This is a genomic window from Pseudomonas sp. FH1, assembly GCF_000510895.2.
Taxonomy (GTDB): Bacteria; Pseudomonadota; Gammaproteobacteria; order Pseudomonadales; family Pseudomonadaceae; genus Aquipseudomonas; species Aquipseudomonas azotoformans_A.
On sequence record NZ_AOHM01000043.1, the window covers coordinates 112843 to 139506 of the forward strand.

The following is a 26664-nucleotide window of genomic DNA, read 5'->3' on the forward strand; positions in this document are numbered from 1 at the left end:
TCGATGCGTCAAATTAACGCAGGCGAGCGGTACGATACAGAGTGTAACAAGATAATGACTGTTGCCCAAATCGCAACAGTCAGAGGTTAGACCGGCAGGGTGATGCCAAACGTATTCCCACCGCCCTCGCTGCGCACGAACACATCACCGCCGTGCATCAGGGCAATCGCCTTGACGATGGCCAGTCCCAGGCCGTGATTGGCCCCGCTGTTGCTGCGCGACGCGTCCACCCGATAGAAGCGTTCGAACAGGCGCGGCAGATGCTCGCTGGCAATCGCGTCACCGGGGTTGGTCACGCCGATGGCCACCTGGTGTTCCTGCACCTCGATGTTCACAACGATGACCTGTCCGGGCGCGGTGTGTTGTACCGCATTGCTCAAAAGGTTGATCAAGGCACGGCGCAGGTGGGCTTTTTCGATCTGCACCGTGGCATCGCCGCGTACCTGCACCTCGACCTGGGCGTCTTCGAGGATGAAGTCCAGGTAGTCGAGGGTGGTGGCCACTTCATCGGCCAGGGAGCTTTCGATCAGCTTGGTGGCCTTGCTGCCCTGGTCGGCACTGGCGAGGAACAGCATGTCGTTGATGATCGAACGCAGGCGCTCCAGTTCTTCGAGGTTGGATTGCAGCACTTCGAAGTAATGCTCGGCCGAACGCCCGCGGGTCAGGGCGACCTGGGTCTGGCCGATCAGGTTGGTCAGCGGCGAGCGCAGTTCGTGGGCCACATCGGCGTTGAACGATTCCAGGCGCGAATAGGCCTGCTCGACGCGATCCAGGGTGGAGTTGAACGAGTTGACGAACTGGCTCAGTTCCGGCGGCAACGGCGACAGCTGCAGACGACCGGAGAGCTTGGGTGGTGCGAGTTTCTGTGCCTCATCCGAGAGCTTGCCCAACGGCTTGAGGCCGATACGGGCGACCCAGAAACCCAGTAATGACGCCAGCACCACACCCACCAGCGCCAGGCTGACCAACGCGACCAACAGGTGGTGCTGGGTGGCCCGGAAATTCTCGGTATCGATGGCGATCATGAAACGCAGCGGCGGGCGCTGATCCTTGGCCGGGAACTGGCTCACCAGCACCTTGAACGGGTATTTGCGCCCCGGCAAGCGCAAGTCGCGCTTGCCCGTCGGCCCCTCGGCAAAGGCGCGGATCTGCGCATCGGGGTTGCCGTATTCGTAGTTCGGATCACTGCTTACCACCCAGAAACGGATGCGTTTGTCTTCCTCGCCCAGCAACTTGAGCTTGGCTTGCATCTTCACCCAATGGTCCGGCGTGCCGAAGCGGTTGACCGAAGACTCCAACACGCTATAGCGCGCATCCAACTCGGCGCCCGGCAACAAACCCAGGCTGCGGTCCACCTGCTGATACAGCGCGCCGCCGATCAACAGGAAGATCAACGCCGCTACCAGCGTGAACAGGCTGCTGAGGCGCAGGGCGATGGAGTTAGCCGACACTACGACTCTCCAGCACATACCCCATGCCCCGGATGGTGTGCAGCAGTTTGGTGTCAAACGGCCCATCGAGCTTGGCGCGCAGGCGCTTGATCGCCACTTCCACCACGTTGGCGTCGCTGTCGAAATTGATGTCCCAGACCATTTCCGCAATCGCGGTCTTGGACAGGATTTCGCCTTGGCGCCGCGCCAATACGCTGAGCAGCGAGAACTCCTTGGCAGTCAGGTCCAGGCGCAGGCCGTTGCGGCTGGCCTTGCGGCTGATCAGGTCGATCCACAGGTCCGCGACGGTCACCTGCACCGGTTCATGCCCACCGCTTCGGCGGGTCAGGGCTTGCAGGCGGGCCACCAGTTCCAGGAAGGAAAACGGCTTGCCCAGGTAGTCGTCGGCGCCCTCGCGCAGGCCACGGATGCGGTCCTCGACGCGTTCGCGGGCAGTCAGCATGATCACCGGTGTCTGCTTGCGCGCACGCAGCGCTCGCAACACGCCAAAGCCATCGAGGCCGGGCAGCATCACGTCGAGCACGATTACCGCGTAGTCGTTTTCCAGCGCAAGGTGCAAGCCTTCGACGCCTTCGCGCGCCACGTCGACGGTGTAGCCTTGCTCTGTCAGGCCGCGATGCAGGTAATCCGCGGTTTTTTCTTCATCTTCAATAATCAGGACGCGCATGAGCCTTTTGCTCCAGGCCGGGGCCTCAGCCTCATTGTGTGGCCGCCAACGCAGGCGTTGGTTTGGGCTTGTGGAAAAACTTCTCAAGGTACAAGTATATGACCGGCGTGGTGAACAGCGTCAGCGCCTGGCTCACCAGCAGGCCGCCGACCACCGAGATACCCAGCGGCTGGCGCAGTTCCGCACCGGCGCCATAGCCGAGCATCAGGGGCAGGGCGCCGAGCAATGCGGCCAATGAGGTCATGATGATCGGCCGGAACCGTGTGATACATGCTTCGAAGATCGCATCATGGGGCGACAGCCCCCGTGTGCGCTGGGCGTCCAGGGCGAAGTCGATCAGCAGGATACCGTTCTTCTTGACGATACCGATCAACAGCACCAGGCCGATCAGCGCCATGATCGAGAAGTCCTGGCCCAACAGCCACAACATGATCAGTGCGCCCAGGCCGGCCGAAGGCAACGTCGAGATGATCGTCAGCGGGTGCACGAAGCTTTCATACAGCACCCCGAGGATGATGTAGACCGCCACCAGCGCCGCAAGGATCAACCAGGGTTGGCTGGCCAGCGAACTCTGGAACGCCTGCGCCGCCCCCTGGAAGTTGCCGATGATCGAGGCTGGCATGCCGATTTCGTTTTTCGCCTGGTTGAGCAGGATCACCGCATCGCCCAACGCCACACCGGGCGCCAGGTTGAACGACAGGTTGGCGGCCGGGAACATGCCGTCGTGGCTGATGGACAACGGGCCGACGGTGGGCGCATCGACACTGGCGACCGCCGACAACGGCACCATTTCATTGGTCAGCGGCGAACGCAGGTAGAAGTAATTCAGGCTTTCGGCCTTGCCGCGCTGCTGGGTGTCCAGTTCCAGCACCACCTGGTACTGGTTGATTTCGGTCTGGAACTCATTGACCTGGCGTTGGCCGAAGGCGTCGTACAGCGCCTGGTCGACGTCGGTGGCGGTCAGGCCGAAACGTGCGGCGGCGCGGCGGTCGATGGTGATGTGGGTAATGCTGCCGCCCAGTTGCAGGTCGTTGGAGATATCGCGAAATGCTGGTATGGAGCGCAATTTCTCGGTCAGGCGCTGGGTCCAGGTGTTCAGCGTTGCGCCGTCGTTACTCTTGAGTACGTACTGGTATTGGCTACGGCTGGGGCCGGAGCTTAGGTTGATGTCCTGGCCCGCACGCAGGTACAGCACGATGCCCGGCACCTTGGCCAGCTTGGGGCGGATGCGATCGATGAATTGGCTGGCGGAGACATCCCGGTCGCCTCGGGGAACAAGGGAAATCCAGAAGCGACCGTTGGCGATGGTCTGGTTGCTACCGGTCACGCCGACGGAGTGGGAGAACGCCCGCACAGCCGGATCAGCCTTCATGATCTCAGCCAGCGCCTTGTGCTTTTCGACCATGTCCGGGTAAGACACGTCCGCAGCTGCCTCGCTGGTGCCAAGGATGAAACCGGTGTCCTGTACCGGGAAGAATCCCTTGGGGATAAACACATAGCCGGCCACGGCCAGCGCCAGGGTCAGCATGAAAATGCCGGCCATGGTGCGTTGGTGGGCCAGGGCGCGGCGCAGGGTTCTTTCGTAGGCTGCCAGCAGCCTTTCACCAAAGCCGGGTTTGTCATGGGGACGATGGCTGGGCGCATTCATGAACAATGCGGCCAGGGTCGGCGCGAGTGTCAGGGACACCACCACGGAAATCAGGATGGTCGAGGTGGCGGTCAAGGCAAACTCCTTGAACAGCCTGCCGACCACGCCGCCCATGAACAGCAGCGGAATGAAGGCTGCCACCAGGGACACGCTGATGGACACCACCGTAAAGCCAATTTCGCTGGAGCCCTTGATTGCCGCCTCGCGCTTGTCCAACCCTGTCTCAAGGTGGCGATGGATGTTCTCCACCACCACAATCGCATCGTCCACCACAAACCCCACGGCCACCACGATGGCGACCAGGGTCAGGTTGTTCAGGCTGAAGCCCATCACGTACATCAAGGCAAAACTGGCGATCAACGACACGCCCAGCACGCTGGACACAATTACGGTTGCCGACCACTGGCGCAGGAAAATCGCCATCACGCCGATCACCAGCAACACGGCGATCAGCAGGGTCATTTCGACTTCGTGCAGCGAGGCGCGGATGGTGGTGGTGCGGTCCATCAACACGCTGACCTGCACCGAGGCCGGCAGCATGGCCTCCAGGCGTGGTAGCTCGGCCTGGATGCGCTCCACGGTCTCGACAATGTTGGCGCCGGGCTGGCGGGTGATCACCAGGTTGACGCCGGGCGTGTCCACGGCCCAGGCCTGAACGTAGGCGTTTTCCGAACCGTCAACCACCTTGGCTACGTCGCGCAGTTGAACGGGGGCGCCGTTCTTGTAGGAAACGATCAGGTCGCCGTATTCATCCGGGTGGAACAGCTGGTCGTTGGTTGCCAGGGTCGACACGCTGTTCTTGCCGTACAACGCACCTTTTGCCAGGTTCAGGCTCGATTGCTGGATCGCCAAGCGGATGTCGGCCAGGGTCAAGCCGATGGCGGCGAGCTTGTCGGGAGACGCCTGCACGCGAATCGCCGGGCGTTGCTGGCCGGTAATGTTGATCTGGCCGACGCCGTCGATCTGGCTGATCTGCCGGGCCAACAGGGTTTCCACCAGATCGCTCAGTTCGGTGCCGGGCATGTCATGGGAGCTGACACTGACGATCAGCACCGGGCTGTCTGCCGGGTTGACCTTGCGCCAGGTCGGCAGACTCGGCATGTCACTCGGCAGTTTGCCGGCGGCGGTGTTGATGGCGGCCTGCACTTCCTGCGCAGCGGTGTCGATGCTCTTATCGAGGGTGAATTGCAGGGTCAGCAGGGTGGAGCCCAAAGCACTGCTGGACGTCATCTGGGTCATGCCGGGGATGGCGCTGAACTGCACCTCCAGCGGGGTCGCAATCGACGATGCCATGGTGTCGGGGCTGGCGCCGGGCAGTTGCGCGGTCACTTGGATCGTCGGGAATTCGGCTTCCGGCAACGGGGCGATAGGCAGCTTGGGAAAGGCAATCAGCCCGAGCAGCACCAGGGCGAAGGTCAGCAACAGGGTGGCGACCGGGCGGTCGATGCACCAGGCGGAAATCGATCCCCGAGATGTCGTCATGGCTGCACCTTGGCGTCAGCGGTCTGGATCACCTGGGGTGGCTCTTTGAGAATGTCGACCTTGGCGCCGGCCTTGAGCCGCGACTGACCATCGCTGACCAGCACATCGCCCACCTGGATGCCCTTGAGGATGTTGCGGTCGCTGTCCTGATACACCACTTGCACCGGCACGATGTCGACCTTGTCGCCGTTTACGCGGTATACGAAGTGTGAATCCAGACCGCGTTGCACCACGCTGGGCGGCACTGCCAGGGCGTTGCGGTCGAGGGCGGTCTGGATCTTGATCGTCACCAGTTGGCCCGGCCAGAGTTTCTGCGTGCTGTTGCTGAATTCGGCCTTGGCGCGGATGGTGCCGGTGGTGCCGCTGATCTGGTTGTCGATCAGACTCAAGCGGCCCTGGCCCAGCAGGTCGGAGTTTTCACTTTCGGTATCGGCACCGAGGTAGGCGTCCACGCGTGCTGGATAAGCGGCCGCGATCAGGCCCTGCAATGTCGGTAGCATCTGTTGCGGCAGAGAGAATTCGATGGCAATCGGGTCGATCTGGGTGACCGAGAACAGCCCCTGGGCATCGCTCATGCGCAGGAAGTTGCCTTCATCCACGCTGCGGATACCGACGCGGCCGGTGACCGGTGAGCGAATCTGCGTGTACGACAGTTGTACCTGGGCCGCGTCGATGGCGGCTTGATTACCTTGTATCGTCGCTTTCAACTGGTTGACCAGCGCCTGTTGCTGGTCATAGGTCTGCTTGGAGATGCCGTCATCGACACTCAGTTCCTTGTAGCGCTTGAGGTTGACCACGGCCACTTGCAACTGCGCCTGGCTCTCGCCCAGTTGCGCCTTGGCCTGGTCAAGGCTGGCGCGGATCGAGCGGTCATCGATGGTCGCCAATAGATCGCCAGCCTTGACCAGTTGCCCTTCCTTGACCAGCAATCGCGTGAGGATGCCGTCGATTTGCGGGCGGATGACCACGCTGTGCAACGACAGCACCGAGCCGATGCCCGTGACGTAGCGTGGCAAATCCTGTTCCACCACTTTCATCACGCGGACCGGCACGGCCGTGGAGGCGACCAGCTTGGTCTTGGCGGGCCGGGTCAGCGCCCAGGCCGCCACGGCCAGTAGGATGAGGACTCCCACGATCACTGCAGTTTTTCTTCTAGGAATGTGCATGCGGTAAGGCGCCAGGACGAAGGGAAAGAGATGGGGTGAGTATTTATAGCCTGCGGACCCGGTCAGTAAAGTGACCGCTATCTGACAGCCGCGTCAGTAAAGGCCTGACCACTCGTACGACGCAGGTCAAAGATTTGCGTTGCGCAGGTATACTTCCTACATACGTGGCCCTTAATGTGTGCCCGCATCACTTCCTGCACGCCCCGGAGCTTTCATGACATCCCCGACACAATCCCCTGTTGAAGCGACCGATCTCGTCGATTCGGCCAGCGCCGATGGCGTTGAAAAAGCCGAGATCCCGGCGTTCAAGTTTCCTTTCAAGCCGGGTGAGCTGGAGGGGAGCAAGAATAACGCCCAGCCCTGGTACAAGAACGGCGCCAAGAACGGTCATACCAAGACTCCAGGCATGGCACCACCGGGCACTCGCCGCTCCATGGGTAAACGTTAAGAATAATTCGCTGAAATGTTTCACGGACGTTGCCTACGCTGATCGCCGAACTTTCTGCTTGTAGGCCTGCGATCCTTTCTTGAAAGCTTGCACAGTTTCTGTCCAGCCCTGATTTTTTACCCGGCTGGGCAGGAGGGAGCTCTTTCCGGAAAAGGACGTATCCTGTGGCCTTTGTACGCCTGTGTGTAGCGCTTGCCCTGTTACTTGCAGTGGATGCCGTCGCGGGCCTGGATCAACCGCGACGTGAAATCCGTTTCGCCGTCGCCGCTCTATTTCCGCCTTTCCAGAGCCGCAATCCGCAAGGGCAGTTGGTCGGCCTGAATATCGAGTTGGGAAATGCCCTTTGCCAGCAGTTGAATGTGCGCTGTACCTGGGTCGACCAGGTGCTGGTGGAGAACTTCACAGACCTTGAAGCCCGCCAATTCGACGCAATCATGGGGATCGCGCCAACCCCGAAGCGGCGGCGCTGGGTGAGTTTCACCGATATCCTCTATCCCTTCACGACACGGCTGGTGGCACGCCGAGACTCAGGGCTGACGCCAACCACAACGTCCCTCAAAGGCAAGCGAGTCGGTGTATTGCTGGGCAGTAATCGCGAAGCCTTCGTTCGGACTCAATGGGCCGGAAAAGGGGTGATCATCAAAAGCTTCTGGCTCAACGACGAATTGATCCGCAGCCTGGTGGCAGGCGATATCGATGCAACCTTGCAGGGCACCGTCGAAATGCGCAGCGCGTTGCTCGACACTGCAGTCGGCGAGGATTTCGACTTCATGGGCGCCGCCGTATCCGCCGAGATGTTGGGTGATGGCGTAGCGATTGCGCTGCGCAATACCGACACGGCCTTACGCGCGGAGCTCAACCGCGCCCTCGAACAGCTCAAGCACAATGGCGAATACCAACGGATCCTTGCGCCTTATCGATTGGACCCACAATGATGGCTAATTAATTGCGCGGAACATGAGCTGGATCAGTATTTGCCCTCTCGGTGCGCTTAGAGTCGACGCCCTGCCGACTCCTCCAACAATCACGAGCGCGCTTCTCCATGAAGATCAATCTGCCGGTCACCGGTCGGAATGTGGACTTTGCCCCCGACGCCAACATCCTTTCGACCACCGACCTGACCAGCGCGATGACCTACGCCAACCAGGATTTCATCGACATCAGCGGCTATAGCCGTGACGAGTTGCTGGGCATGCCGCATAACGTGCTGCGTCACCCGGATATGCCACCCGAGGCATTTGCCCATATGTGGCAAACCCTCAAGGGCGGGCGGTCGTGGATGGGCATGGTGAAAAACCGCTGCAAGAACGGCGATCACTATTGGGTCAGCGCCTATGCCACGCCGGTCACCCGCGACGGAGCGACGGTGGAGTATCAATCGGTGCGCACCAAGCCGGATGCCCGCAGGATTGCCCTGGCAGAGCGGGCGTACGCGCGCTTGCGAGCCGGCAAGCGCCCGACGTGGCCGGCCATCGGCATGGGCATGAAACTGCTGGCGTGGGTCGCCGTCACCTGTGGTGGGACCTGGGCGCTGGGCCTGGGCTTGGTGGAATACGCGTTGCCTTGGCAATTACTGGCGCTGTTGGTGGGCTGTGCGGTCGGGGCTGTGGGTGTGCAAGTGATCCTGCGGCCCCTGGCCCAGTTGCAAGCGCGGGCGCGCCGTATCGCCGACAACCCTATAAGCCAGGCGATCTACACCGGACGCCGCGACGAGTGCGGGCAGGTCGAGTTTGCCTTGCATATGCTCGAAGCCCAGGTGGGCGCTGTGGTGGGCCGTATCGGCGATGCGTCCCAGCGCCTGTCCGGCCATGCCGCGCAATTGGTGCGGCACCTCGACAGCAGCCACGCCAGTAGCCTGGGTCAGCAAACCCAGACCGACCAAGTGGCGGCGGCGATCCACCAGATGGCCGCCAGTGTGGCCGAAATGGCCAACCACGCGCAGCAGGCGTCCAAGGCTGCCGACCAGGCTGGCAGCGAAACCCGCGAAGGCCATCAGCGGGTGGATCAAAGCCGTGATGCCGTGTTGCGCCTGTCCCAGGAACTGGCGCGGGCGACTGAGGTGATTCACCAGTTGGAAAGCCACAGCGGCGAGATCAGCAGCGTGCTGGAAGTGATCCGCACGATTGCCGAGCAGACCAACCTGCTGGCGTTGAATGCCGCTATCGAGGCTGCGCGCGCGGGAGAGCAGGGGCGCGGGTTTGCCGTGGTGGCCGATGAAGTACGCGGCCTGGCCCAGCGCACCCAGCAATCGACCGATGAAATCCAGCGCATGATCAGCACCCTGCAAGGCGGCGCGCGGGATGCTGTGCAGGCCATGGCGCAAAGCAGCGAGCATGTCCAGGCCAGTGTCGAACAAGCGCAACGGGCCGCCGCCGCGCTGGACGGCATCAGCCAGCGCGTCACGCAAATCACCGCCATGAGCCAGCAGATCGCAACAGCCGTGGAGGAGCAGAGCGCGGTGAGCGAAGACATCAACCGCAATATTGTCGGCATCCGAAACGCCGGGGAGGCCACCGTCAGCGCCGGGCAGCAGAGCCAGCTCAGCTCAAGCGATGTGGCGGCGCTGGCGGAGGATTTGCGTCAGTTGGCGCGAGAGTTCTGGTCTAAGCCGCGCGTAGCGGGATAAACGCATAGTTGGCCGGCACCTCGGTGGCAATCTGCGCCCCGGCATCCAGCACCTGCTCGGCGATGTCCAGCCCCGACACATGGAACACCCATTCATTAGCCTCGGACGGCTGATTCATCGCCAACTCAATCGCCTGGGCGAAGGCGCCCATGTCCGGCAAGTAAGCGGTAAAGCCATCACCCTTGAGCGCCGTGGTGCGAATGCCCAGCAAAGCGCACACCGCCTCTTTGGTCTGCACATCGTCGCGGTCGGCCTGGCGCGAGCGGCGGATCAGTTCAGCCAGTTCCTGGTCCATCAGCTCACCGCCGACGATCAGCGCCGGCCCCTGTTCCCAGGATTCTGGCGGGCAATCCTTGGCGGCGGGGTTCAACGGGATATGCGGATTGATTTCCATCGGGTAGATGCGGCACACCAATGGGCGGCGCTCATAGATGCGGCACCGGTTGTCGTCGTCAAGATTCCGGCAGCGTCCGGCGTTGTAGGCGGCAAAGGTGATTGCCACAAACGCCTCGGTATTGCCGCTGGGCACCACCACCGAACGGCGCTCGGCATGTTCGCGTTGCTGCTGGGGCAGGCCCAGGCCATTGCCCAGGAAACCTTCCACCAGAACGATGACGTTACCGCCGTCCGCCGCCCACATCCGGGCTTCTGCGAGGGTCAGGGGCACGTGGTGGTCGGAGCAGCATTTGCCGCAACCGACGCAGGAAAATTGAGTATTCATGGCGGATCTGTCACCAGGCTAGGTCAGAGGGCACGCAAGAACGGTGACGGGTTTTTACCTCTGTTCACCGATTCGCTCTCTGGAAGCAAGTTACACGCCAGTGCGTGTCAGTCCTGACTGACTAAGTCGCGTAGGACAAATGTCATCCCCGCGCTTTCATACAGCTGGCGAGCACGCCCATTGCTCTCCAGCACCTTGAGGTCCACATAGGGCTCACCGCGTTGCTTGAACACCTGGAAGCTGTGCAGCAACAGGGCACGCCCCAGCCCTTGGCCTTGGGCGCAAGGGTGGATGGAGAGGTTTTTGATAAAGGCACTGGTCCAGCATTGGGCCACGCCGAGAATGCCGTCGTTGTTGCTGACCACCAGGCACAGGGTGGGATCGAACTCGGCATCGGTGGTGAATGGGTGTCGCCAGGTTTCCAGGTTGGGCACGCGACCGCCGCCCTGTTCCTGGGTCAGGCACAACACGGCATGAATCGCTGGCGCCAGGTCGTCGCGGTAGTGGTCCAGCTGCACCCCGGCTGGCCATTGCGGGGCGGGCAGGCTGCCAGTGAGGTCGCGCCGCAGCAGTTGGAAATAATCGCTCACAGGCCTTTTTGCGCCACCGTTTGCGCGGCCACCACCAGGCACTTGGTCAGCTCTGGCGATGAGAATTTGGTAAGTACTGCGTCGGCGCCGGCCAAGCGGGCTTTTTCGCTGTTCATCGCGCTGTCCAGGGAGGTGTGCAGCAGTACATAGAGGTGTTGGAAATCCGGAGTTTCGCGCAGGGTGCGGGTCAGGGCGTAGCCGTCCATTTCCGACATTTCGATGTCCGACACCACCACATTGATCTGCTCGACCGTGCCTTGCAGCTCCAGCAACACATCGATGGCTTCCTTGGCACTGCGCGCGGTGTGGCAGGTGAGGCCGAGGTTACGCAGAGTGTGCACCGATTGCTGCAGGGCGACCTGACTGTCGTCCACCACCAGGATGCGCGCGTTGCCGAGTACTTCGGCTTCTTCCATGGTCAGGTCGGTCGGCGCCGCTTCGATTGGTGCCGGCGCGATGCCGTGGATGACTTTCTCGATATCCAGTACCTGCACCAGGCCGCCTTCCACCTGGGTGACCCCGGTGATGAACGCGCGGTTGCCGCCAGAGCCATAGGGCGGTGGGCGGATGTCGGTGGTCAGGCAATGCACGATCTTGCTCACCGCCTGCACGTGCAACCCTTGCTTGGAGCGGCTCACGTCGGTGACGATCAGGCAGCCGCCGTCGGGGTCTGCCAACGGCATTTCGCCGAGGGCGCGGCTCAGGTCGATCACCGCCAGCGAGTTACCGCGCAGGGTGGCGATGCCTTTGACGTGGGGGTGGGACTCCGGCAGCTTGGTCAGCGGCGGGCAGGGAATGATTTCGCTGACTTTCAGCAGGTTGATCGCCATCAGCTTGCCGCTGCGCAAGGTAAAGAGCAGAAGCGAAAGTGAGTCTGCGCGGGCTTTGGTGGTGGACATAAAAACCTTCTGTGGATCAGGGATGACGATCTATGGAAGGTTATCGACTTGAGAGGCCCATGCTTTAGGGGCATGGGCCCTTAAAGTCAGCCCTTCCACACCTGCGGGTTCACCAGGTCCTGCGGGCGTTGGCCCAGCAGGGCGCTGCGCAGGTTTTCCAGGGCGCGGTTGGCCATGGCTTCACGGGTTTCGTGGGTGGCCGAGCCGATGTGCGGCAAGGTCACGGCATTGCTCAGTTGGAACAGCGGCGACTCTGCCAGAGGCTCCTGCTCATACACATCCAGCCCGGCGCCACGGATGCGCTGGTTTTGCAGGGCTTCGATCAGCGCCGGCTCGTCGACTACCGGGCCACGGGAGATGTTGATCAGGATCGCGCTGGACTTCATCAAGCCCAGCTCGCGGGTGCTGATCAGGTGACGGGTCTTGTCGCTCAACGGCACCACCAGGCAGACGAAATCCGCCTCGGCCAGCAACTGATCGAGGCTGCGAAACTGTGCGCCCAGTTCCTGCTCCAGGGCTGGCTTGCGGCTGTTGCCGCTGTACAGGATCGGCATGTTGAAACCCAGGCGCCCACGCCGCGCCACGGCCGCACCGATGTTGCCCATGCCGACGATGCCCAGCGTTTTGCCATGCACGTCGCAACCGAATAACGGCGCGCCGACGCTGGCTTTCCACTGGCCGGCCTTGGTCCAGGCGTCCAACTCGGCCACTCGGCGGGCGCTGCTCATGAGCAGGGCGAAGGCCAGGTCGGCGGTGCTTTCGGTGAGCACGTCGGGGGTGTTGGTGAGCATGATCCCGCGTTCGTTGAAGTACGCCACATCGTAGTTGTCGTAGCCCACCGACACGCTGGACACCACTTCCAGCTTGCTCGCGCCCTGCAACTGTTCACGCCCCAGCTTGCGGCCCACGCCGATCAGGCCGTGGGCGTGGGGCAGGGCTTCATTGAATTGAGCGTTGAGGTCGCCCAGCTTGGGGTTGGGCGCGATCACCTCGAAATCCTGTTGCAGGCGTTCGATCATTTCCGGGGTGACGCGGCTGAAGGCGAGGACAGTCTTTTTCATTGCAGGCGGGCTCATCGACTACGGAAGAATGCCAAGCACGCTAACATTCCTGTTGCGGATTGTCAGTTCGCCATCCGCACGCCGCTGAGGCTGCCACTCAACTCATACGCCACCAGTTCCGCCTGGTGCGCCGCCAGAATTTCCGGCAGCGAACCGCGCAAGTATTCCACCCAGGTCTTGATCTTCGCATCCAGGTATTGGCGCGACGGATAGATGGCGTACAGGTTCAGTTCCTGGGAACGGTAGTTGGGCATCACCCGCACCAGGGTGCCGTTGCGCAGGCCTTCGATGGCCGCGTACACGGGCAACAGGCCGACGCCCATGCCGCTGGTGATCGCGGTTTTCATCGCATCGGCGGAGTTCACCAGGAACGGCGAGGTGTTGATCGCCACGCTTTCCTGGCCTTCGGGGCCGTTGAAGGTCCATTTATCCAATTGGATCACTGGGCTCACCAGGCGCAGGCAGGCGTGGTTGAGCAAGTCCTGTGGGCGCTGCGCACAACCTTTGGCCTTGACGTAATCCGGCGAGGCACACGCGATGCTGTAAGTAATGCCCAGGCGCTGGGAGACAAAACCCGAGTCCGGCAACTCGCTGGCCAGCACGATGGAGACGTCGTAGCCCTCATCGAGCAGGTCCGGCACACGGTTGGCCAGGGTCAGGTCGAAGGTCACGTCCGGGTGAGTACGGCGATAGCGCGCAATCGCATCAATGACGAAGTGCTGGCCGATACCGGTCATGGTGTGCACTTTCAACTGCCCGGCGGGGCGCGCGTGGGCGTCGCTGGCTTCGGCCTCGGCTTCCTCGACGTAGGCCAGGATCTGTTCGCAGCGCAGCAGATAACGTTTGCCGGCCTCGGTCAGCGCGATGCGGCGGGTGGTGCGATTGAGCAAGCGGGTTTGCAGATGGGCCTCAAGGTTGGAGACCGCGCGCGACACATTGGCCGTGGTGGTATCCAGTTGCACGGCGGCGGCGGTGAAGCTGCCAGCTTCGGCCACGCAACTGAAGGCGCGCATGTTTTGCAAAGTGTCCATGGAGTGTTCTCAGGGGAGATAACAAATTGTGACAGAAAGTTACGCCGTCCAGTGATCCCTACCAACGGATTATCGCCTGAACGGTAACAAAGATTCACAGGAATACCAGCTTATCGTCCTTCATGCCGCCCCCTAGAATTGCGCCACCTACCCCGCACCACCACCTCAGGAAGTCGCCTGCCGTGCCGCGTCGCATCAACAGAGAGCTGAAGACTCTCAGTGTCTGGGCTTTATCGTTAGCAATCAGCGGCTGCATCGGAACCGGAGGAATCGCCCCACAAGGCCAATCTCTCGACGCCAACCACCTGGCCACCGACGAAGCCATCCAGAGCGCCGCCCAGGACGCCCGCTGGCCCACCGGGCAATGGTGGCAAGCCTACGGCGACCCGCAACTGAGCCGCTGGGTCGACCTGGCCACGCAACACAGCCCGAGCCTGGCCATGGCCGCCGCGCGAGTGCGTGAGGCGCGGGCCATGGCCGGAGTTGCCGAGTCAGCCGAGTCGCTGCAGATCAACAGCGACACCACCCTCAAGCGCCACAACTGGCCGAAGGATCAGTTCTATGGTCCCGGCGAGCTGAGCGGTGCCAACACCTGGGATAACAATGCGTCCCTGGGCCTGAGTTACGCCCTCGACCTGTGGGGCCGCGAAAGCAATGCCACCGAACGTGCGGTCGACCTGGCGCACATGAGCGCCGCCGAAGCGCGCCAGGCCCAGCTCGAATTGCAGAACAACGTGGTGCGCGCCTATATCCAGTTGTCGTTGCATTACGCCAACCGCGATATCGTCGCGGCGACCCTGGCGCAACAGCAGCAGATCCTCGACCTGGCCAACAAGCGCTTGAATGCCGGGATCGGCACCCACTTCGACGTCAGCCAGGCCGAAACCCCGTTGCCGGAAACCCATCGCCAACTGGACGCCCTCGACGAAGAGATCGCCCTGAGCCGTAACCAACTGGCGGCCCTGGCGGGCAAAGGCCCGGGGGAAGGCGCGCAGTTGCAACGCCCGAGCCTGTCCCTGGCCGCACCGTTGAAATTACCGTCGAGCCTGCCCGCGCAATTGCTTGGCCAACGCCCGGACGTGGTTGCCCGCCGCTGGCAAGTTGCGGCCCAGGCCCGTGGCATCGATGTGGCCCACGCCGGTTTCTACCCCAACGTCGACCTGGTCGGCAGCCTCGGCTACATGGCCACCGGTGGCGGCATGCTGGAATTCCTGGCGGGCAAGAAATTCAACTACAACGTGGGACCTGCGATCACTTTGCCGATCTTCGACGGTGGCCGCCTGCGTGCGGAACTGGGCGAAGCCAGCGCCGGTTATGACATCGCTGTCGCCCAGTACAACCAGACCCTGGTCAATGCGCTCAAGGGCATCAGCGACCAGTTGATCCGCCGCGAATCGATGGACAAGCAAGCCGCCTTCGCCGCGCAGTCGGTGGCCTCGGCGCAGAAGACCTACGACATCGCGATGATCGCCTATCAACGTGGCCTCACCGATTACCTGAATGTGCTGAATGCGCAGACCTTGCTGTTTCATCAGCAACAGATCGAGCAACAGGTGCAAGCCGCTCGCCTGAGCGCCCACGCCGAACTGGTGACGGCCCTGGGCGGCGGCCTCGGCGCTGGCAACGATGTGCCGCAAGACGCCAAGACCCTTCCGAGCAAGACCCCAGCGGCGCTGGCCGTATTTGATCACTGAGTAGGATGCGATGACTCCCTTGCCTGCACCGCTGCGCTGGCTGCATGCCCTTGAGTGGCGCCGTGGTTTTTTCGACTGGGCACGCAGCGATGGCGTGACCTGGGTGTATATCTTCAAGGTACTGGTCGCCGCGTTCCTGACTCTGTGGCTGGCCATGCGCCTGGAACTGCCGCAACCGCGCACAGCGATGATCACCGTATTTATCGTCATGCAGCCGCAAAGCGGCCAGGTGTTTGCCAAGAGTTTTTATCGCTTCCTTGGCACCTTGGCGGGGTCGGCGGTGATGGTGTTGTTGATTGCCTTGTTTGCGCAGAACACCGAGTTGTTCCTCGGCGCCTTGGCGATCTGGGTGGGCATCTGCACCGCCGGTGCCACGCGCAATCGCAACTTTCGCGCCTATGGTTTTGTGCTGGCCGGTTATACGGCGGCGATGGTCGGGCTGCCGGCCCTGGCGCATCCGGACGGCGCCTTCATGGCGGCGGTGTGGCGGGTGCTGGAAATCTCCCTGGGGATTCTGTGTTCCACCCTGGTGAGTGCCGCGATCCTGCCGCAAACCAGCAGTGCCGCCATGCGCAACGCCTTGTACCAGCGCTTCGGCGTGTTTGCGCTGTTCGTCACCGACGGCCTGCGTGGGCGCAGCCAGCGTGAGGGTTTCGAGGCCAGCAACGTGCGTTTTATCGCCGAAGCCGTGGGCCTGGAAGGGCTGCGCAGCATCACGGTGTTTGAAGACCCGCACATGCGTCGGCGCAACGGCCGGCTCAGTCGCCTCAACAGCGAGTTCATGAGCATCACCACACGCTTCAATGCCTTGCATCAGTTGCTGGAGCGCTTGCGCACGGATGAGGCGGACCATGTGGTCGCGGCCATCAAACCCGGCCTGCAGGATCTTGCCGAACTGCTCGATGGCTTCTCCGGCCGTGCGCTTACCAGCCCGGACGCGGCACGCTTGGTCAACCAACTGAGCGCCTACAAGGACGGCCTGCCCGCCAAGGTCCGCAGCCTGCGTGCGGCTTTCCAGGAAGAGAATCCCAGTGAAGCCGAACAGCTGGATTTCCACACCGCCTACGAGCTGCTTTATCGCTTCGTAGATGATTTGCACAACTACGCGCAAACCCACGCGTCCCTGGCTGACCACAGCCATGAGCGCGAGCAGTGGGACGAAACCTTCATTCCCAAGACCAACTGGCTGGCCTGCGCCGCCTCGGGGATTCGCGCGTCATTCATCCTCATCGTCTTGGGCAGCTATTGGGTGGCCACCGCCTGGCCTAGCGGCGCGACCATGACCCTGATCGCTGCCGCCACGGTGGGCTTGTCCGCCGCCACGCCGAACCCGAAACGCATGGCGTTCCAGATGGCGTGCGGAACCTTGATCGGGGCCCTGGTGGGCTTTGTCGAAATGTTCTTCGTGTTCCCCTGGATCGACGGTTTCCCACTGCTGTGCGTGATGCTTGCCCCGGTGATCATCTTTGGCGCGTTCCTCGCTTCGCGCCCGCAATACGCGGGTGTCGGCGTGGGGCTGCTGATTTTCTTCAGCACCGGCTCGGTGCCGGATAACCTGACGGTCTACAACCCCTACACCTTCATCAACGACTACATCGCCATGGTCATCGGCATGCTGGTGTGCGCGGCGGCGGGGGCGATCATCCTGCCGCCCAACAGCCGCTGGCTGTGGCGGCGGTTGGAGCAGGACCTGCGCGAGCAAGTGGTGTATGCAATCAGCGGCAAGCTCAAGGGCTTGGCGTCGAGTTTCGAAAGCCGCACTCGCGATTTGCTGCACCAGGCCTACGGTCTTGCCGTCGGCCAGCCGCAAGTACAGCGCGACCTGCTGCGCTGGATGTTCGTGGTGCTGGAAGTCGGCCACGCGATCATCGAGTTGCGCAAGGAACAGGCGATTCTGCCGGTGCATCCGGCGTACGCCGAATCCCAGCCGTGGCGCCAGGCGATCCGCGTGATGGGCCGCTCGCTGGTGCGGCTGTTCCTGCAACCGAGCGCGAGCAACCTGGAGCGTGGCCTGATCGCGGTCGACCATGCGATCAGCCGCGTGCAGGCCACCGACGAACCCTTCGCCCCGCACTTCGACACCTCGGCCCTGCGCCGGGTGAAAAGCTACCTGCACTTTATCCGCACCTCGCTGCTGGACCCGCAATCGCCGCTGGCCGCTCTAAAAGGATCCTCGCATGCCCCGTGAAATCGCGTTCCACGGCGTGTACATGCCGACCATGACCCTGATGTTCCTGATCGCAGCCGTATTGGCCTGGGCGCTTGATCGCTTCCTGGCCGGCTTCGACCTGTACCGTTTTTTCTGGCACCCGGCGTTGCTGCGCCTGAGCCTGTTCGTTTGCCTGTTCGGCGCCCTGGCGCTGACCGTCTACCGTTGAGAATGCCCCGATGAAAAAGTTTTTCAGCCTGCTCGCGACCTTGCTGGTATTGGCCTTGGCCATCTGGATTGGCCGCACGTTGTGGGTGCACTACATGCAAACCCCGTGGACCCGTGACGGCCGTGTGCGTGCCGATGTCATCAACGTCGCCGCCGACGTTACCGGTGAGGTGGTCGACGTACCGGTGCGTGACAACCAACTGGTGAAAAAGGGTGACCTGCTGATGCAGATCGACCCCGAGCACTACCGCATTGCGGTCAAGCAGGCGCAGTCACTGGTGGCGTCGCGCAAAGCCACCTGGGAAATGCGCAAGGTCAATGCCCATCGCCGCGCCGACCTCGATGCGCTGGTGATCTCCAAGGAAAACCGCGACGACGCCAGCAACATCGCCGACTCGGCGCTGGCCGATTACCAGCACGCGCAGGCGCAACTGGAAGCCGCCGAACTCAATTTGAAACGCACCCAAGTGGTGGCGGCCGTCGATGGTTACGTCACCAACCTCAATGTGCATCGCGGCGACTACGCCCGCATCGGCGAAGCCAAGATGGCCGTGGTGGATATGAACTCGTTCTGGGTGTATGGCTTCTTCGAAGAAACCAAGCTGCCCCACGTCAAGGTCGGCGATAAAGCCGATATGCAATTGATGAGCGGCGAGACCTTGAAGGGCCATGTGGAAAGCATCTCGCGTGGCATCTACGACCGCGACAACCCCGAAAGCCGCGAGCTGATCGCCGATGTGAACCCGACCTTCAACTGGGTGCGCCTGGCCCAGCGGGTGCCGGTGCGGATTCATATCGACGAAGTGCCGGAAGGGGTGTTGTTGGCGGCGGGGATTACTTGCACCGTCATCGTCGATCAGACACAAAACTGAAACGGCGTTAAGCCTTGATAAACGTTTCATGCAAATGGCGCCACAGCAACGCGCCACTGGCCTGCTTCTCGAACACCACCGTGGCACGGCGATCTGTCTGGGTGCCGCTGGCATCCACCTGATGTTCGCGATAGGTCACCGTGGCGCCACGTGCATGGCGATCGATACCGGCCATCTCGCTCAAGGTGATCTTCAACCCCGGGCGCATGCCGCCCAACCGTGTAAACAGGGCATTGACCCCGGCCGCGTTGACCCGAGCGCCAGTGGCCGGGGCGACCATGCTGAATTCCGGGGAGAAACGGGCGAGCAGGTTTTGCAAGGTGCCCTCGGGTGCAACCCCGGCAAACCATTGCTCGATCTCGACGTGCGTCTGGATCACTTCTTCAAAAAAGTCGCTGTAGTCGATCATTACAAACTCCGTTCCAATCCAAAGCGTTTCTTCAAAACGCGCTCCAATAAACCTTTGGGCAGTAACGCGGCCATCAACGGTAACGCTCGGCTGCCATTTCCGGCGCGCAGCAAACGCGGTGGCACGGGGTGCTGTACGCCCTTGAGCACTTGCGCGGCAAACCGGTGGGCCGGGGTAGGGTTGTCTTGCGAAGCCTGGGAGCGGGCGCGGATGCCTTCGCGCAGCGGCCACCAGGGGGACTGTTCGTTGATCAGCAATTCAGCCTGGGCCCCGGCGTTTTTGGCGAAGCTCGTATCAATGGCCCCTGGCTGCACCTCCATCACCTGCACGCCAAACGGTGCCAGTTCCATGCGCAGCGCATCGCTCAAGGCGTGCACGGCCGCTTTCGATGCGCAGTAGGCGCCCGCAAATGGCGTTACCAACACACCGGAAACACTGCCGATATTCACTACCAATCCCTGGCTGCGGCGCAGGGCCGGGAACAACGCCTGGGTCACGCCGACGATGGAGAACACGTTGGTTTCGAATTGACGTTGCATCGCTTCGGTGCCGCCGTCGAGCAACGGACCCATGGCGCCATAACCGGCGTTGTTGATCAGCACATCCAATTCGCCCAATTGCTCGGCCAGGCGCCGTAGGGCAGCGCTGTCGTTGACGTCCAGTTCGACGGCATTAAAGCCCGCCGCAGCGAGGGCGGCGACGTCTTCTGGGCGGCGGGCGCTGGCCCATACCGTGTAGCCGGCGGCTTTGAATGCGTCCGCCAGGGCGCGGCCGATGCCGCTGGAACAACCGGTGATGAGTACGTTGGGCATGGATCGATCCTTAATCAGTCCGAGAAACTGCCTTGCAGGTGCTCGGCGCGAAATTCCAGGGTTTGCGCGCGGTAGCCGGGGCGCAAGGGCGGAGTGGGCAGGCAGTCTTCCCAGGTGGCGCCGGCTTGCAACTCACCGGGGCCGCGATAGCGTGGGGCAGCATAGACGTTGTCCGCGAGGTTCACCGTATCGCCCGGCGCATACGCGGCGACGCGCCAGCGTAGTTCGGTAAGCGGCACGTCGTTGCCGTTGTTCAGCGTCAGTTTGAGCGGTCGGTCGGCGGGGCATTCGTCGGCGGCGTAGATGATGCGCAGCTCCAGGCGGGCCAGTTGGGAGGCTTCGCGGTTGTCCAGCCAGACCACCCAGATTGCCACGAACCCCAGGCCGACGGCGGCGGCCAACGACACCGGCAAGGCTTTGGCTGGGTAGCGCAGCAGCAGGACCAGCCAGGTGATGATCAGTAGGACGCCGAAGAACATGGTGACAACCTCATATGCGGATAAAACATCCTACCTGCGGGGTGGGCCCGACGCCTATCGCAGTATCAGTTTTCGTTTTTGAGGGAACCTGCCAACGGATCTGTTCCACAAAACCAGCATAGGGAAATTCCAGATTATCCAGGACGATGTTAACCACAGTCTGATCAAGCGAGACTCACTATGATTGCTTCAGCCATTCTTGTACCGGCCGTCACCACTGCCCTTGCTTCGGTAGTGACCTCTCTTATTACAGCCCAGCGAGCGCCCACGGCGGACGCTGCTGGAGCGTCCAAGCCAGTGAATAAAGAGCTGGGCTCACTCCCGTCTGGTCGTATGCAGAACCAGAAGCTTACAAGCTTGGGGCAAACCCTGCTGCAAGCACCTTCAACGGAACTACGCAACAGCGGCATGAACGTCAAGCACGCCAAAGGGTTCGGTATTGCAGTGGGCGGCATGGCAGCCCAAGAGGCGGGACAAAAGATGGCCAACAACGGTGGTACGTTGTCCAAAGTCTTGGGCGCCGCGATGATCGTGGGGGGTAAGGTTGCCCAGGAGGTCGGTGCCGACAAATTCGCCGGCGCTGCAAGAGCGTAACGGCCTATACAGCACGTAGCGCTTTATCCGAGGAACTGGTCTGGAACATTTTTACACTTAGTTTGAGCACGGAAATGCACGGTAAGCCATGAAGGAAACCAACCGTAGTCTTACGAAGTGAGATGTTCTATGACCGTATCAAATACCCTTGCAGCTGTACTCACTCCTTTTGTCCCCCCTGCACCCGCGCCCGCATCCGCTGCGCCGGGAGCAATTCCTCAAACGCTGAAGGAAGAAGTCGGCACGCATTTACCCCGTATGCAAAATATGGGGCTGACGAACCTTCGCCAAACGGTTATGCGAGGCATCAGCAACCACGTCAATTCGCACTTTTCAACGGCGATGCATGTTAGTGATGAGACAAAGGGGGCAGCCATAACGGTGGCTGGCGCGGCAATGCAGGGGGTTGGAGCGAAAGTTGCGAACAGTGGTGGCGCAGCGGCGAAGGTTGTCGGCGGGGCGATGGTCTGGGGGGGCAGGGCGGTTGAGGAGTATGGCAAGGATAAATATGGCAGCGCGAATGACAGCACTAACAATACAGGGAATTACAACGCCTATGACCCCAATAACTGGGGCGGTCGCGCATAGGCTTAGACGGCCTGTGAACTAAAAAAGCCCCCGCCCAACCGGCTGCGGATAGGGGACGCAGCCGGCTGGACGGGGGCTTCTTTTAGGACTGTTTTACTGCGCGATAGTTTTCACTGAAACGCCACGTTCAACCGGCGTCGAGCGACCGTAGATATCTTCAAAGCGCTCGATGTCGTCTTCGCCCAGGTAGCTGCCCGATTGCACTTCGATGATCTCCAACGGGATCTTGCCCGGGTTGCGCAGGCGATGCACCGAGGCGATCGGGATGTAGGTGGACTGGTTCTCGGTGAGCAGGAACACGTTCTCGTCACAGGTCACTTCGGCGGTGCCGCTGACCACGATCCAGTGTTCGGCGCGGTGGTGGTGCATCTGTAGCGACAGGCACGCGCCCGGTTTGACCGAGATGTGCTTGACCTGGAAACGCCCGCCCATGTCCACCGAGTCGTAGGAGCCCCACGGACGATAGACTTCGCAGTGGTTCTGGGTTTCGCTGCGGCCCTGGTCGTTGAGGGTCGAGACCATCTGCTTGACGCCCTGGACCTTGTCCTTGTGGGCAATCATCATCGCGTCCTTGGTTTCCACCACCACGATATTGTCCAGGCCGATCACCGACACCAACTTGCCGTTGCCGTGGATCATGCAGTTGCGGCTGTCCTGGATCACCACGTCGCCTTTGCTCACGTTGCCGTGCACGTCTTTGTCGTTGACGGCCCACAGCGACGCCCAGCAACCCACGTCGCTCCAACCGGCACTCAACGGCACCACGCAGGCGCGCTGGGTTTTTTCCATCACGGCGTAGTCGATGGAATTGTCCGGGCAGCAGGCGAAGGTGGCTTCGTCGAAGGACACGGTGTCAGCATCTTGCTCGCTGCGCTCCAGGGTCAGCAGGCAGGTGTCGTAGATGTCCGGGTCGTGCTTTTTCAGTTCTTCGAGGAAACGGCTGGCGCGGAACAGGAACATGCCGCTGTTCCAGAAGTAACCGCCGCTTTTGACGAACTCGATGGCGCGTTTTTCGTCAGGTTTTTCCACGAACTGTTGCACGCGGCTCACGCCCTCGGGCAGCAGCGAATCAGCGGTGGACTTGATGTAGCCATAACCGGTTTCCGGACGGGTGGCCGGTACGCCGAACAGCACCATCTCGCCGCGCTCGGCGGCCACGGTGGCCAGGGCCAGGGCGCGTTGCAGGGCTTTCTGGTCGTCGATCACGTGGTCGGCGGGCAGCACCAGCATCAACTCGTCGCGGCCTTCATTGACCAGCATCATCGCGGTGAGGGCCACGGCCGGCGCAGTGTTGCGGCCGAACGGCTCCATCAGGATGCGCTGGCTTTCCAGCTTACGCGCGGCCAGTTGCTCGTTGACGATAAAGCGGTGGTCCTTGTTGCAGACCACGATCGGGGTGTCCATGCCTTCGAACACCAGGCGTTCCAGGGTTTGCTGGAACAGCGTGTGCTCGCCGGTCAGGGCCAGGAATTGTTTAGGGAACTGTTTACGGGAAAGCGGCCAAAGACGTGAGCCGCTACCACCGGAAAGGATTACTGGGATCATGGGTGTTTCTCCTTGAATCGATTTGGGTCAGAGCTACGAAGGTTTGTCGTTTCACTCTTGTTTTTGTCTCGGTCCGGGTTGGTCTTAACCAACCCGGAAAATGGTTTAGCGGGTCGACACGGGGCGTTTCACCCAGACTGGCGACAGGCTCGAACCGGAGCCGGTGACGTACAGCACCGCTGCCTCACCACGCTCCAGGGCCACGGGCTTCACATCGCCAACTTTCTTGTCACCGTCATACAACGCCAGGCTCACTTTCACCGGGTTGATTTCACGCTCGCCACGGCCTTTGGCAGCGACTGCCTTGACCACATCGGTCTTGCCGTCAGCCGTCTTCAAGGTCAGGGCCTTGTCGCTGAGGTTCTGCACGCGCACCAGGGACTTCTGCTTGTTTTTGAACGGTGGCTCTTCGATCAGTTGTGGCTGGCCGCTGCCGCTGTTGACCAGGGTGTAGTAGTGGTCCGGGGCGAGTTTGACCGGCACGGTCTGGCTGCCGACCTTGGCGCTGTAGTCACCGCCGGGCATGAAGCTGAAGTCGCTGCTGGCCAGTGGCGCAACGTCGCTCAGGTTGGTGGCGCCGACGGTGGCGCTGACTTCCTGGTTGCTGGCGTTGTAGATCCGCACGAAGCTCGAGCCTTTTGGCGCGGTAGGGCCGTAGAGAGCGGCGTCGCCACCGGCGAAGGCGGACATCGATACGAAGCTCAGGCCGGCCGCGATAGCCAGGGTTTTAGCGAGACGACGAGGAGTTGTAGTGAAAGTCATGTGAGTTACCTCTCTTTCAGTTTTGCGCCCGGTCGGGCGTCTCGGATTTAGTGTTGATAGCCATGTTCTGTTGGCGCGAACCGGCTTGTTTAAGCTGCGCAACCCACGCTGGGTCGGCATCACCGATTTCGTTGTTCACGGGCAGATAACGTTCAGGAAACTCCCAGATCAGCACCTGGGGCGGGCTGTTCTTGAAGTCATCGCTTTTCAGGTAGCTGAGCATCGGCAGGATCGGGCCGTGGCCGTCTTCGGCGTAGCTGACCACGTCGCTACCCAGGGCTTGCTTGAGGGCGCCGACGAAGTTCCAGTTGGGGTTGGCGCTGTAGCTGGTGCCCACCAGGGCCACTGGGGTTTCGCTGTCGCTGAACAGGGCGTCGTCACCTTTGGTTTCGGCCAGGTGCGTCACGCGTTTTTCCAACGGCTCTTTCGGCGGCATCAGGTTTTCAAACAGCGGGTCCAGCGGCAGGAACAGACGCAGGTCGCCTTTGTGCGGCGCGGTGTGCTCGGCCTCGGTGACGAAACGTTGTGGCTCGCCGCTCAGCGGGGTCTTGTCGGCGATGGTCTTGGCCAATTGCTTGGCGGCGATTTCGGCACCGTCCGGGGTCCAGTGGGTGTCAGTGCGCAAGAACACTTGCTTGCCGCCCAGCTTGGCCTGTTGCAGCGGGCCGAGCAGGTCCGGGGCGATGATCTTGTCGGCCGCGACACGGGCGTGGAAGTCGTCATACAGGTTGGCGTGGATGCTGGCCGGTTTCACTTCACCCAGGTGTTCCGGGTACAGGCGCACCTTGGCTGGCACAATCGCCATCACCAGTTGAATGCCTTGGGCCTTCAGTTTCTGACGCACGCCTTCGACCAGCGCGTAGTTGCCTTGCAGGTTCTGGTCTTCGTTGACGGCGGGGTTGAATTCCTCGTCGCTGTACAACCAGTGATCGCGGCCCAGCACCACGCCAGGGCGGCCTTCATTGAACAGCTTGTAGTCCAGCGCCGCCCACAGGTTGGTGCCGATGCGCTTGATCGGGAACTCGTCGTCGTAGTGGGTCTCGACGGCTTTGGTCCAGCGACCATTGAGCACGGTGGCGTCGGCGTTGGTGCTGAAGCCGAAGAAACTGCGCAGCGACCAGGCGCCCAGGGCCAGCAGCACCACCAGGAACAGGCCGATATAGAGGACGCGTAATGAACGGGTCATGGTCGGCTCCCTCAGAATTGGAAGTAAAGGAACGGCGAGAAACTCTGCGCCGACAGTTTGAGAATCGACGCCACGAACAGCAGCAGCACCGCAGCGCGCATGGCGTAGCGTGGCCAGTCAGCGGTCCAGTAGGCCGGTTGCACGGCGGCATCCTGGCCCACGGTGAAGCCGGGTTCGTGGATGCTGCCTGGGTTGTCGCCCGGTACGGCCTTGATCAGGCTCGGATCGGCTGGCTTGGTTTTCTCGGTCTTCTCGGCTGGGCGGTTGGTGTAGAAGTCGCGCAGGCCAAAGAACGCCAGGGTTACGTACGCCACCACCAGGGTTGCCACTTGCAGGCCGGTGAGGTTGGCGCGGTTGAGTTCCGACAGCGACCACTCGCCAAAGCTGAACATCGCACCGTACATACGGCCGGCGACGTGCAGGTTCTCGGCGCGGAAGATCACCCAGCCCATCACCACCAGCAGGAAGGTGAAGGCCCAACGCACCGGGTTGAAGCTGCGCGGCGAAGTGTTGAGGCCGATGGCTTTTTCAATCGCCAGCCACATGCCGTGCCACGCACCCCAGACGATGTAGGTGATGTTCGCACCGTGCCACAGGCCACCGAGCAGCATGGTCAGGAACAGGTTGCGGTAAGTGGTCAGCGTGCCTTTACGGTTGCCGCCCAGAGTGATGTACAGGTAGTCACGCAGCCAGGTGGACAGGCTGATGTGCCAGCGCCGCCAGAACTCGGTGATCGACTGGCTGATGTACGGCTGCTTGAAGTTTTCCATGAAGCGGAAGCCCATCATCAAGCCCAGGCCGATGGCCATGTCGCTGTAGCCGGAGAAGTCGAAGTACAGCTGCGCGGTGTAGGCCAGCGCGCCGAGCCAGGCATCGCCCGTGGTCGGGTTTTGCAGGGCGAAGCAATGGTCGGCCACCACTGCCAGGGTGTCGGCAATGAACACCTTCTTGATGAAACCCTGCATGAACCGCGTGCAGCCCTCGGAGAACTTGTCGAGGGTGTGGGTGCGGTTGTTGAACTGGTCGGCCAGGTCGCGAAAGCGCAACACCGGGCCGGCAATCAAGTGCGGGAAGATCGCCACGAATGCCGCAAAGTCGATCAGGTTGCGGGTCGCCGGTGTGTCGCCGCGATACACGTCGATGATGTAGCTGATGGACTCGAAGATGTAGAACGAGATCCCGATCGGCAGCAGCACGTGGGTCAGGATGAACGGCTCCAGGCCGGCCGACTTCATCATGACGTTGATGCTGTCGACGCCGAAGTTGGCGTACTTGAAGTAGCCGAGGATGCACAGGTCAACCACCACGCCGAGCAGCAGCCAGCGTTGGGCCGGCTTGGTGCGCACGCCGGCTGCACCGACCTTGAGGCCGATCCAGTAGTTCCACAGCGTCACGGCGGCGAACAGTGCCAGGAAGTCCACTCGCCACCAGGCGTAGAACACGTAGCTGGCCAACAGTAGCAGCAGGTTGCGATAGCGTTGCCCGCTCAAATAGTACAAGCCGAGAAAGATCGGCAAGAACAGAAACAGGAACACATTGGACGAGAAAACCATCCC

The 26664-nt window shown here is 61.7% G+C and carries 25 protein-coding genes; 9 read left to right on the plus strand and 16 right to left on the minus strand.

The window, feature by feature from the left end:
* Positions 1–86: 86 nt before the first annotated feature.
* From H096_RS14995 to H096_RS15010, 4 genes are read right to left on the minus strand one after another with little or no spacing between them, the layout of a single operon-like run.
* On the minus strand, positions 87–1451 hold the full coding sequence (locus H096_RS14995) for a heavy metal sensor histidine kinase (RefSeq protein WP_033899492.1): 1365 nt from the start codon (positions 1449–1451) through the stop codon (positions 87–89).
* A complete protein-coding gene (locus tag H096_RS15000) occupies positions 1441–2118 on the minus strand; it encodes a heavy metal response regulator transcription factor (protein ID WP_033899495.1) in 678 nt (225 codons plus the stop codon). Before H096_RS15000 ends, H096_RS14995 begins: the two co-directional genes overlap by 11 nt.
* A 31-nt stretch (positions 2119–2149) precedes the next feature.
* A complete protein-coding gene (locus H096_RS15005) occupies positions 2150–5248 on the minus strand; it encodes a multidrug efflux RND transporter permease subunit (RefSeq protein ID WP_033899497.1) in 3099 nt (1032 codons plus the stop codon).
* A complete protein-coding gene (locus H096_RS15010) occupies positions 5245–6414 on the minus strand; it encodes an efflux RND transporter periplasmic adaptor subunit (RefSeq protein ID WP_033899499.1) in 1170 nt (389 codons plus the stop codon). Before H096_RS15010 ends, H096_RS15005 begins: the two co-directional genes overlap by 4 nt.
* A gap of 214 nt (positions 6415–6628) precedes the next feature.
* Between H096_RS15010 and H096_RS15015 the strand changes: the two genes are divergently transcribed.
* The 3 genes from H096_RS15015 to H096_RS15025 all read left to right on the plus strand — a co-directional run bounded on the left by H096_RS15015 (position 6629) and on the right by H096_RS15025 (position 9488).
* Positions 6629–6862 carry a hypothetical protein gene (locus H096_RS15015; RefSeq protein WP_033899501.1) on the plus strand — a complete coding sequence of 78 codons (234 nt, stop codon included), beginning with the start codon at positions 6629–6631 and terminating at the stop codon, positions 6860–6862.
* Positions 6863–7026: 164 nt separating this feature from the next.
* Complete coding sequence (locus tag H096_RS15020) at positions 7027–7797, plus strand: transporter substrate-binding domain-containing protein (protein WP_033899504.1); 771 nt, start codon at positions 7027–7029, stop codon at positions 7795–7797.
* A 107-nt stretch (positions 7798–7904) separates the two neighbouring features.
* Positions 7905–9488, plus strand: coding sequence for a PAS domain-containing methyl-accepting chemotaxis protein (locus H096_RS15025; RefSeq protein WP_033899507.1), 1584 nt, complete (start codon positions 7905–7907; stop codon positions 9486–9488).
* On the opposite strand, the gene H096_RS15030 is transcribed toward H096_RS15025, so the two are convergent.
* The 5 genes from H096_RS15030 to H096_RS15050 all read right to left on the minus strand — a co-directional run bounded on the left by H096_RS15030 (position 9466) and on the right by H096_RS15050 (position 13790).
* Positions 9466–10209: a YkgJ family cysteine cluster protein gene (locus tag H096_RS15030; protein ID WP_033899510.1), complete on the minus strand. Its 744-nt coding sequence runs from the start codon at positions 10207–10209 to the stop codon at positions 9466–9468. The genes H096_RS15025 and H096_RS15030 overlap by 23 nt on opposite strands.
* Before the next feature lie 107 nt (positions 10210–10316).
* The gene (locus tag H096_RS15035; protein WP_033899522.1) at positions 10317–10799 is read right to left on the minus strand and encodes a GNAT family N-acetyltransferase; all 483 of its coding nucleotides are present in this window, start codon (positions 10797–10799) and stop codon (positions 10317–10319) included.
* A complete protein-coding gene (locus H096_RS15040; protein WP_016974976.1) occupies positions 10796–11698 on the minus strand; it encodes a chemotaxis protein in 903 nt (300 codons plus the stop codon). The genes H096_RS15035 and H096_RS15040 overlap by 4 nt, the downstream gene beginning before the upstream one ends.
* An 86-nt stretch (positions 11699–11784) precedes the next feature.
* Positions 11785–12759: a D-glycerate dehydrogenase gene (locus tag H096_RS15045; RefSeq protein ID WP_033899525.1), complete on the minus strand. Its 975-nt coding sequence runs from the start codon at positions 12757–12759 to the stop codon at positions 11785–11787.
* A gap of 62 nt (positions 12760–12821) precedes the next feature.
* Positions 12822–13790 carry a LysR family transcriptional regulator gene (locus tag H096_RS15050; protein ID WP_016974978.1) on the minus strand — a complete coding sequence of 323 codons (969 nt, stop codon included), beginning with the start codon at positions 13788–13790 and terminating at the stop codon, positions 12822–12824.
* Positions 13791–13972: 182 nt separating this feature from the next.
* Between H096_RS15050 and H096_RS15055 the strand changes: the two genes are divergently transcribed.
* The 4 genes from H096_RS15055 to H096_RS15070 are packed head-to-tail and all read left to right on the plus strand — an operon-like array spanning position 13973 to position 18733.
* Positions 13973–15484 (plus strand): efflux transporter outer membrane subunit, encoded by a 1512-nt coding sequence (locus H096_RS15055; RefSeq protein ID WP_033899536.1) that lies wholly within the window; start codon positions 13973–13975, stop codon positions 15482–15484.
* 10 nt (positions 15485–15494) lie between these two features.
* Entirely contained in the window at positions 15495–17672 is a 2178-nt protein-coding gene (locus tag H096_RS15060; protein WP_033899538.1) for an FUSC family protein, read from the plus strand.
* A complete protein-coding gene (locus H096_RS15065; protein WP_012722318.1) occupies positions 17662–17862 on the plus strand; it encodes a DUF1656 domain-containing protein in 201 nt (66 codons plus the stop codon). Before H096_RS15060 ends, H096_RS15065 begins: the two co-directional genes overlap by 11 nt.
* Positions 17863–17872: 10 nt before the next feature.
* The gene (locus H096_RS15070; RefSeq protein ID WP_033899540.1) at positions 17873–18733 is read left to right on the plus strand and encodes an HlyD family secretion protein; all 861 of its coding nucleotides are present in this window, start codon (positions 17873–17875) and stop codon (positions 18731–18733) included.
* 7 nt (positions 18734–18740) lie between these two features.
* Here H096_RS15070 and H096_RS15075 read toward each other — a convergent pair whose 3' ends face one another.
* Genes H096_RS15075 through H096_RS15085 form a run of 3 tightly spaced genes read right to left on the minus strand, consistent with a single transcriptional unit; the run spans position 18741 to position 20433 of the window.
* On the minus strand, positions 18741–19142 hold the full coding sequence (locus tag H096_RS15075; RefSeq protein ID WP_033899541.1) for a hypothetical protein: 402 nt from the start codon (positions 19140–19142) through the stop codon (positions 18741–18743).
* Positions 19142–19954 (minus strand): SDR family oxidoreductase, encoded by an 813-nt coding sequence (locus H096_RS15080; RefSeq protein ID WP_033899544.1) that lies wholly within the window; start codon positions 19952–19954, stop codon positions 19142–19144. Before H096_RS15080 ends, H096_RS15075 begins: the two co-directional genes overlap by 1 nt.
* 14 nt (positions 19955–19968) lie before the next feature.
* Positions 19969–20433 (minus strand): hypothetical protein, encoded by a 465-nt coding sequence (locus H096_RS15085; RefSeq protein ID WP_033899547.1) that lies wholly within the window; start codon positions 20431–20433, stop codon positions 19969–19971.
* Positions 20434–20613: 180 nt separating this feature from the next.
* Here H096_RS15085 and H096_RS33920 point away from each other — a divergent pair, with 180 nt between their 5' ends.
* Both H096_RS33920 and H096_RS15095 read left to right on the plus strand, forming a co-directional pair.
* Positions 20614–21027: a hypothetical protein gene (locus tag H096_RS33920; RefSeq protein WP_156717484.1), complete on the plus strand. Its 414-nt coding sequence runs from the start codon at positions 20614–20616 to the stop codon at positions 21025–21027.
* Between the two features lie 129 nt (positions 21028–21156).
* Positions 21157–21615, plus strand: coding sequence for a hypothetical protein (locus tag H096_RS15095; protein ID WP_156487794.1), 459 nt, complete (start codon positions 21157–21159; stop codon positions 21613–21615).
* 93 nt (positions 21616–21708) lie between these two features.
* On the opposite strand, the gene H096_RS15100 is transcribed toward H096_RS15095, so the two are convergent.
* From H096_RS15100 to H096_RS15115, 4 genes are all read right to left on the minus strand, one after another.
* The gene (locus H096_RS15100; protein ID WP_033899557.1) at positions 21709–23160 is read right to left on the minus strand and encodes a mannose-1-phosphate guanylyltransferase/mannose-6-phosphate isomerase; all 1452 of its coding nucleotides are present in this window, start codon (positions 23158–23160) and stop codon (positions 21709–21711) included.
* A 105-nt stretch (positions 23161–23265) separates the two neighbouring features.
* Positions 23266–23922 (minus strand): alginate O-acetyltransferase AlgF, encoded by a 657-nt coding sequence (locus H096_RS15105; RefSeq protein ID WP_033899560.1) that lies wholly within the window; start codon positions 23920–23922, stop codon positions 23266–23268.
* A gap of 16 nt (positions 23923–23938) precedes the next feature.
* On the minus strand, positions 23939–25108 hold the full coding sequence (locus H096_RS15110) for an alginate O-acetyltransferase (protein WP_033899562.1): 1170 nt from the start codon (positions 25106–25108) through the stop codon (positions 23939–23941).
* Between the two features lie 11 nt (positions 25109–25119).
* Entirely contained in the window at positions 25120–26661 is a 1542-nt protein-coding gene (locus H096_RS15115) for an MBOAT family protein (RefSeq protein ID WP_033899563.1), read from the minus strand.
* Between the last annotated feature and the right edge of the window lie 3 nt (positions 26662–26664).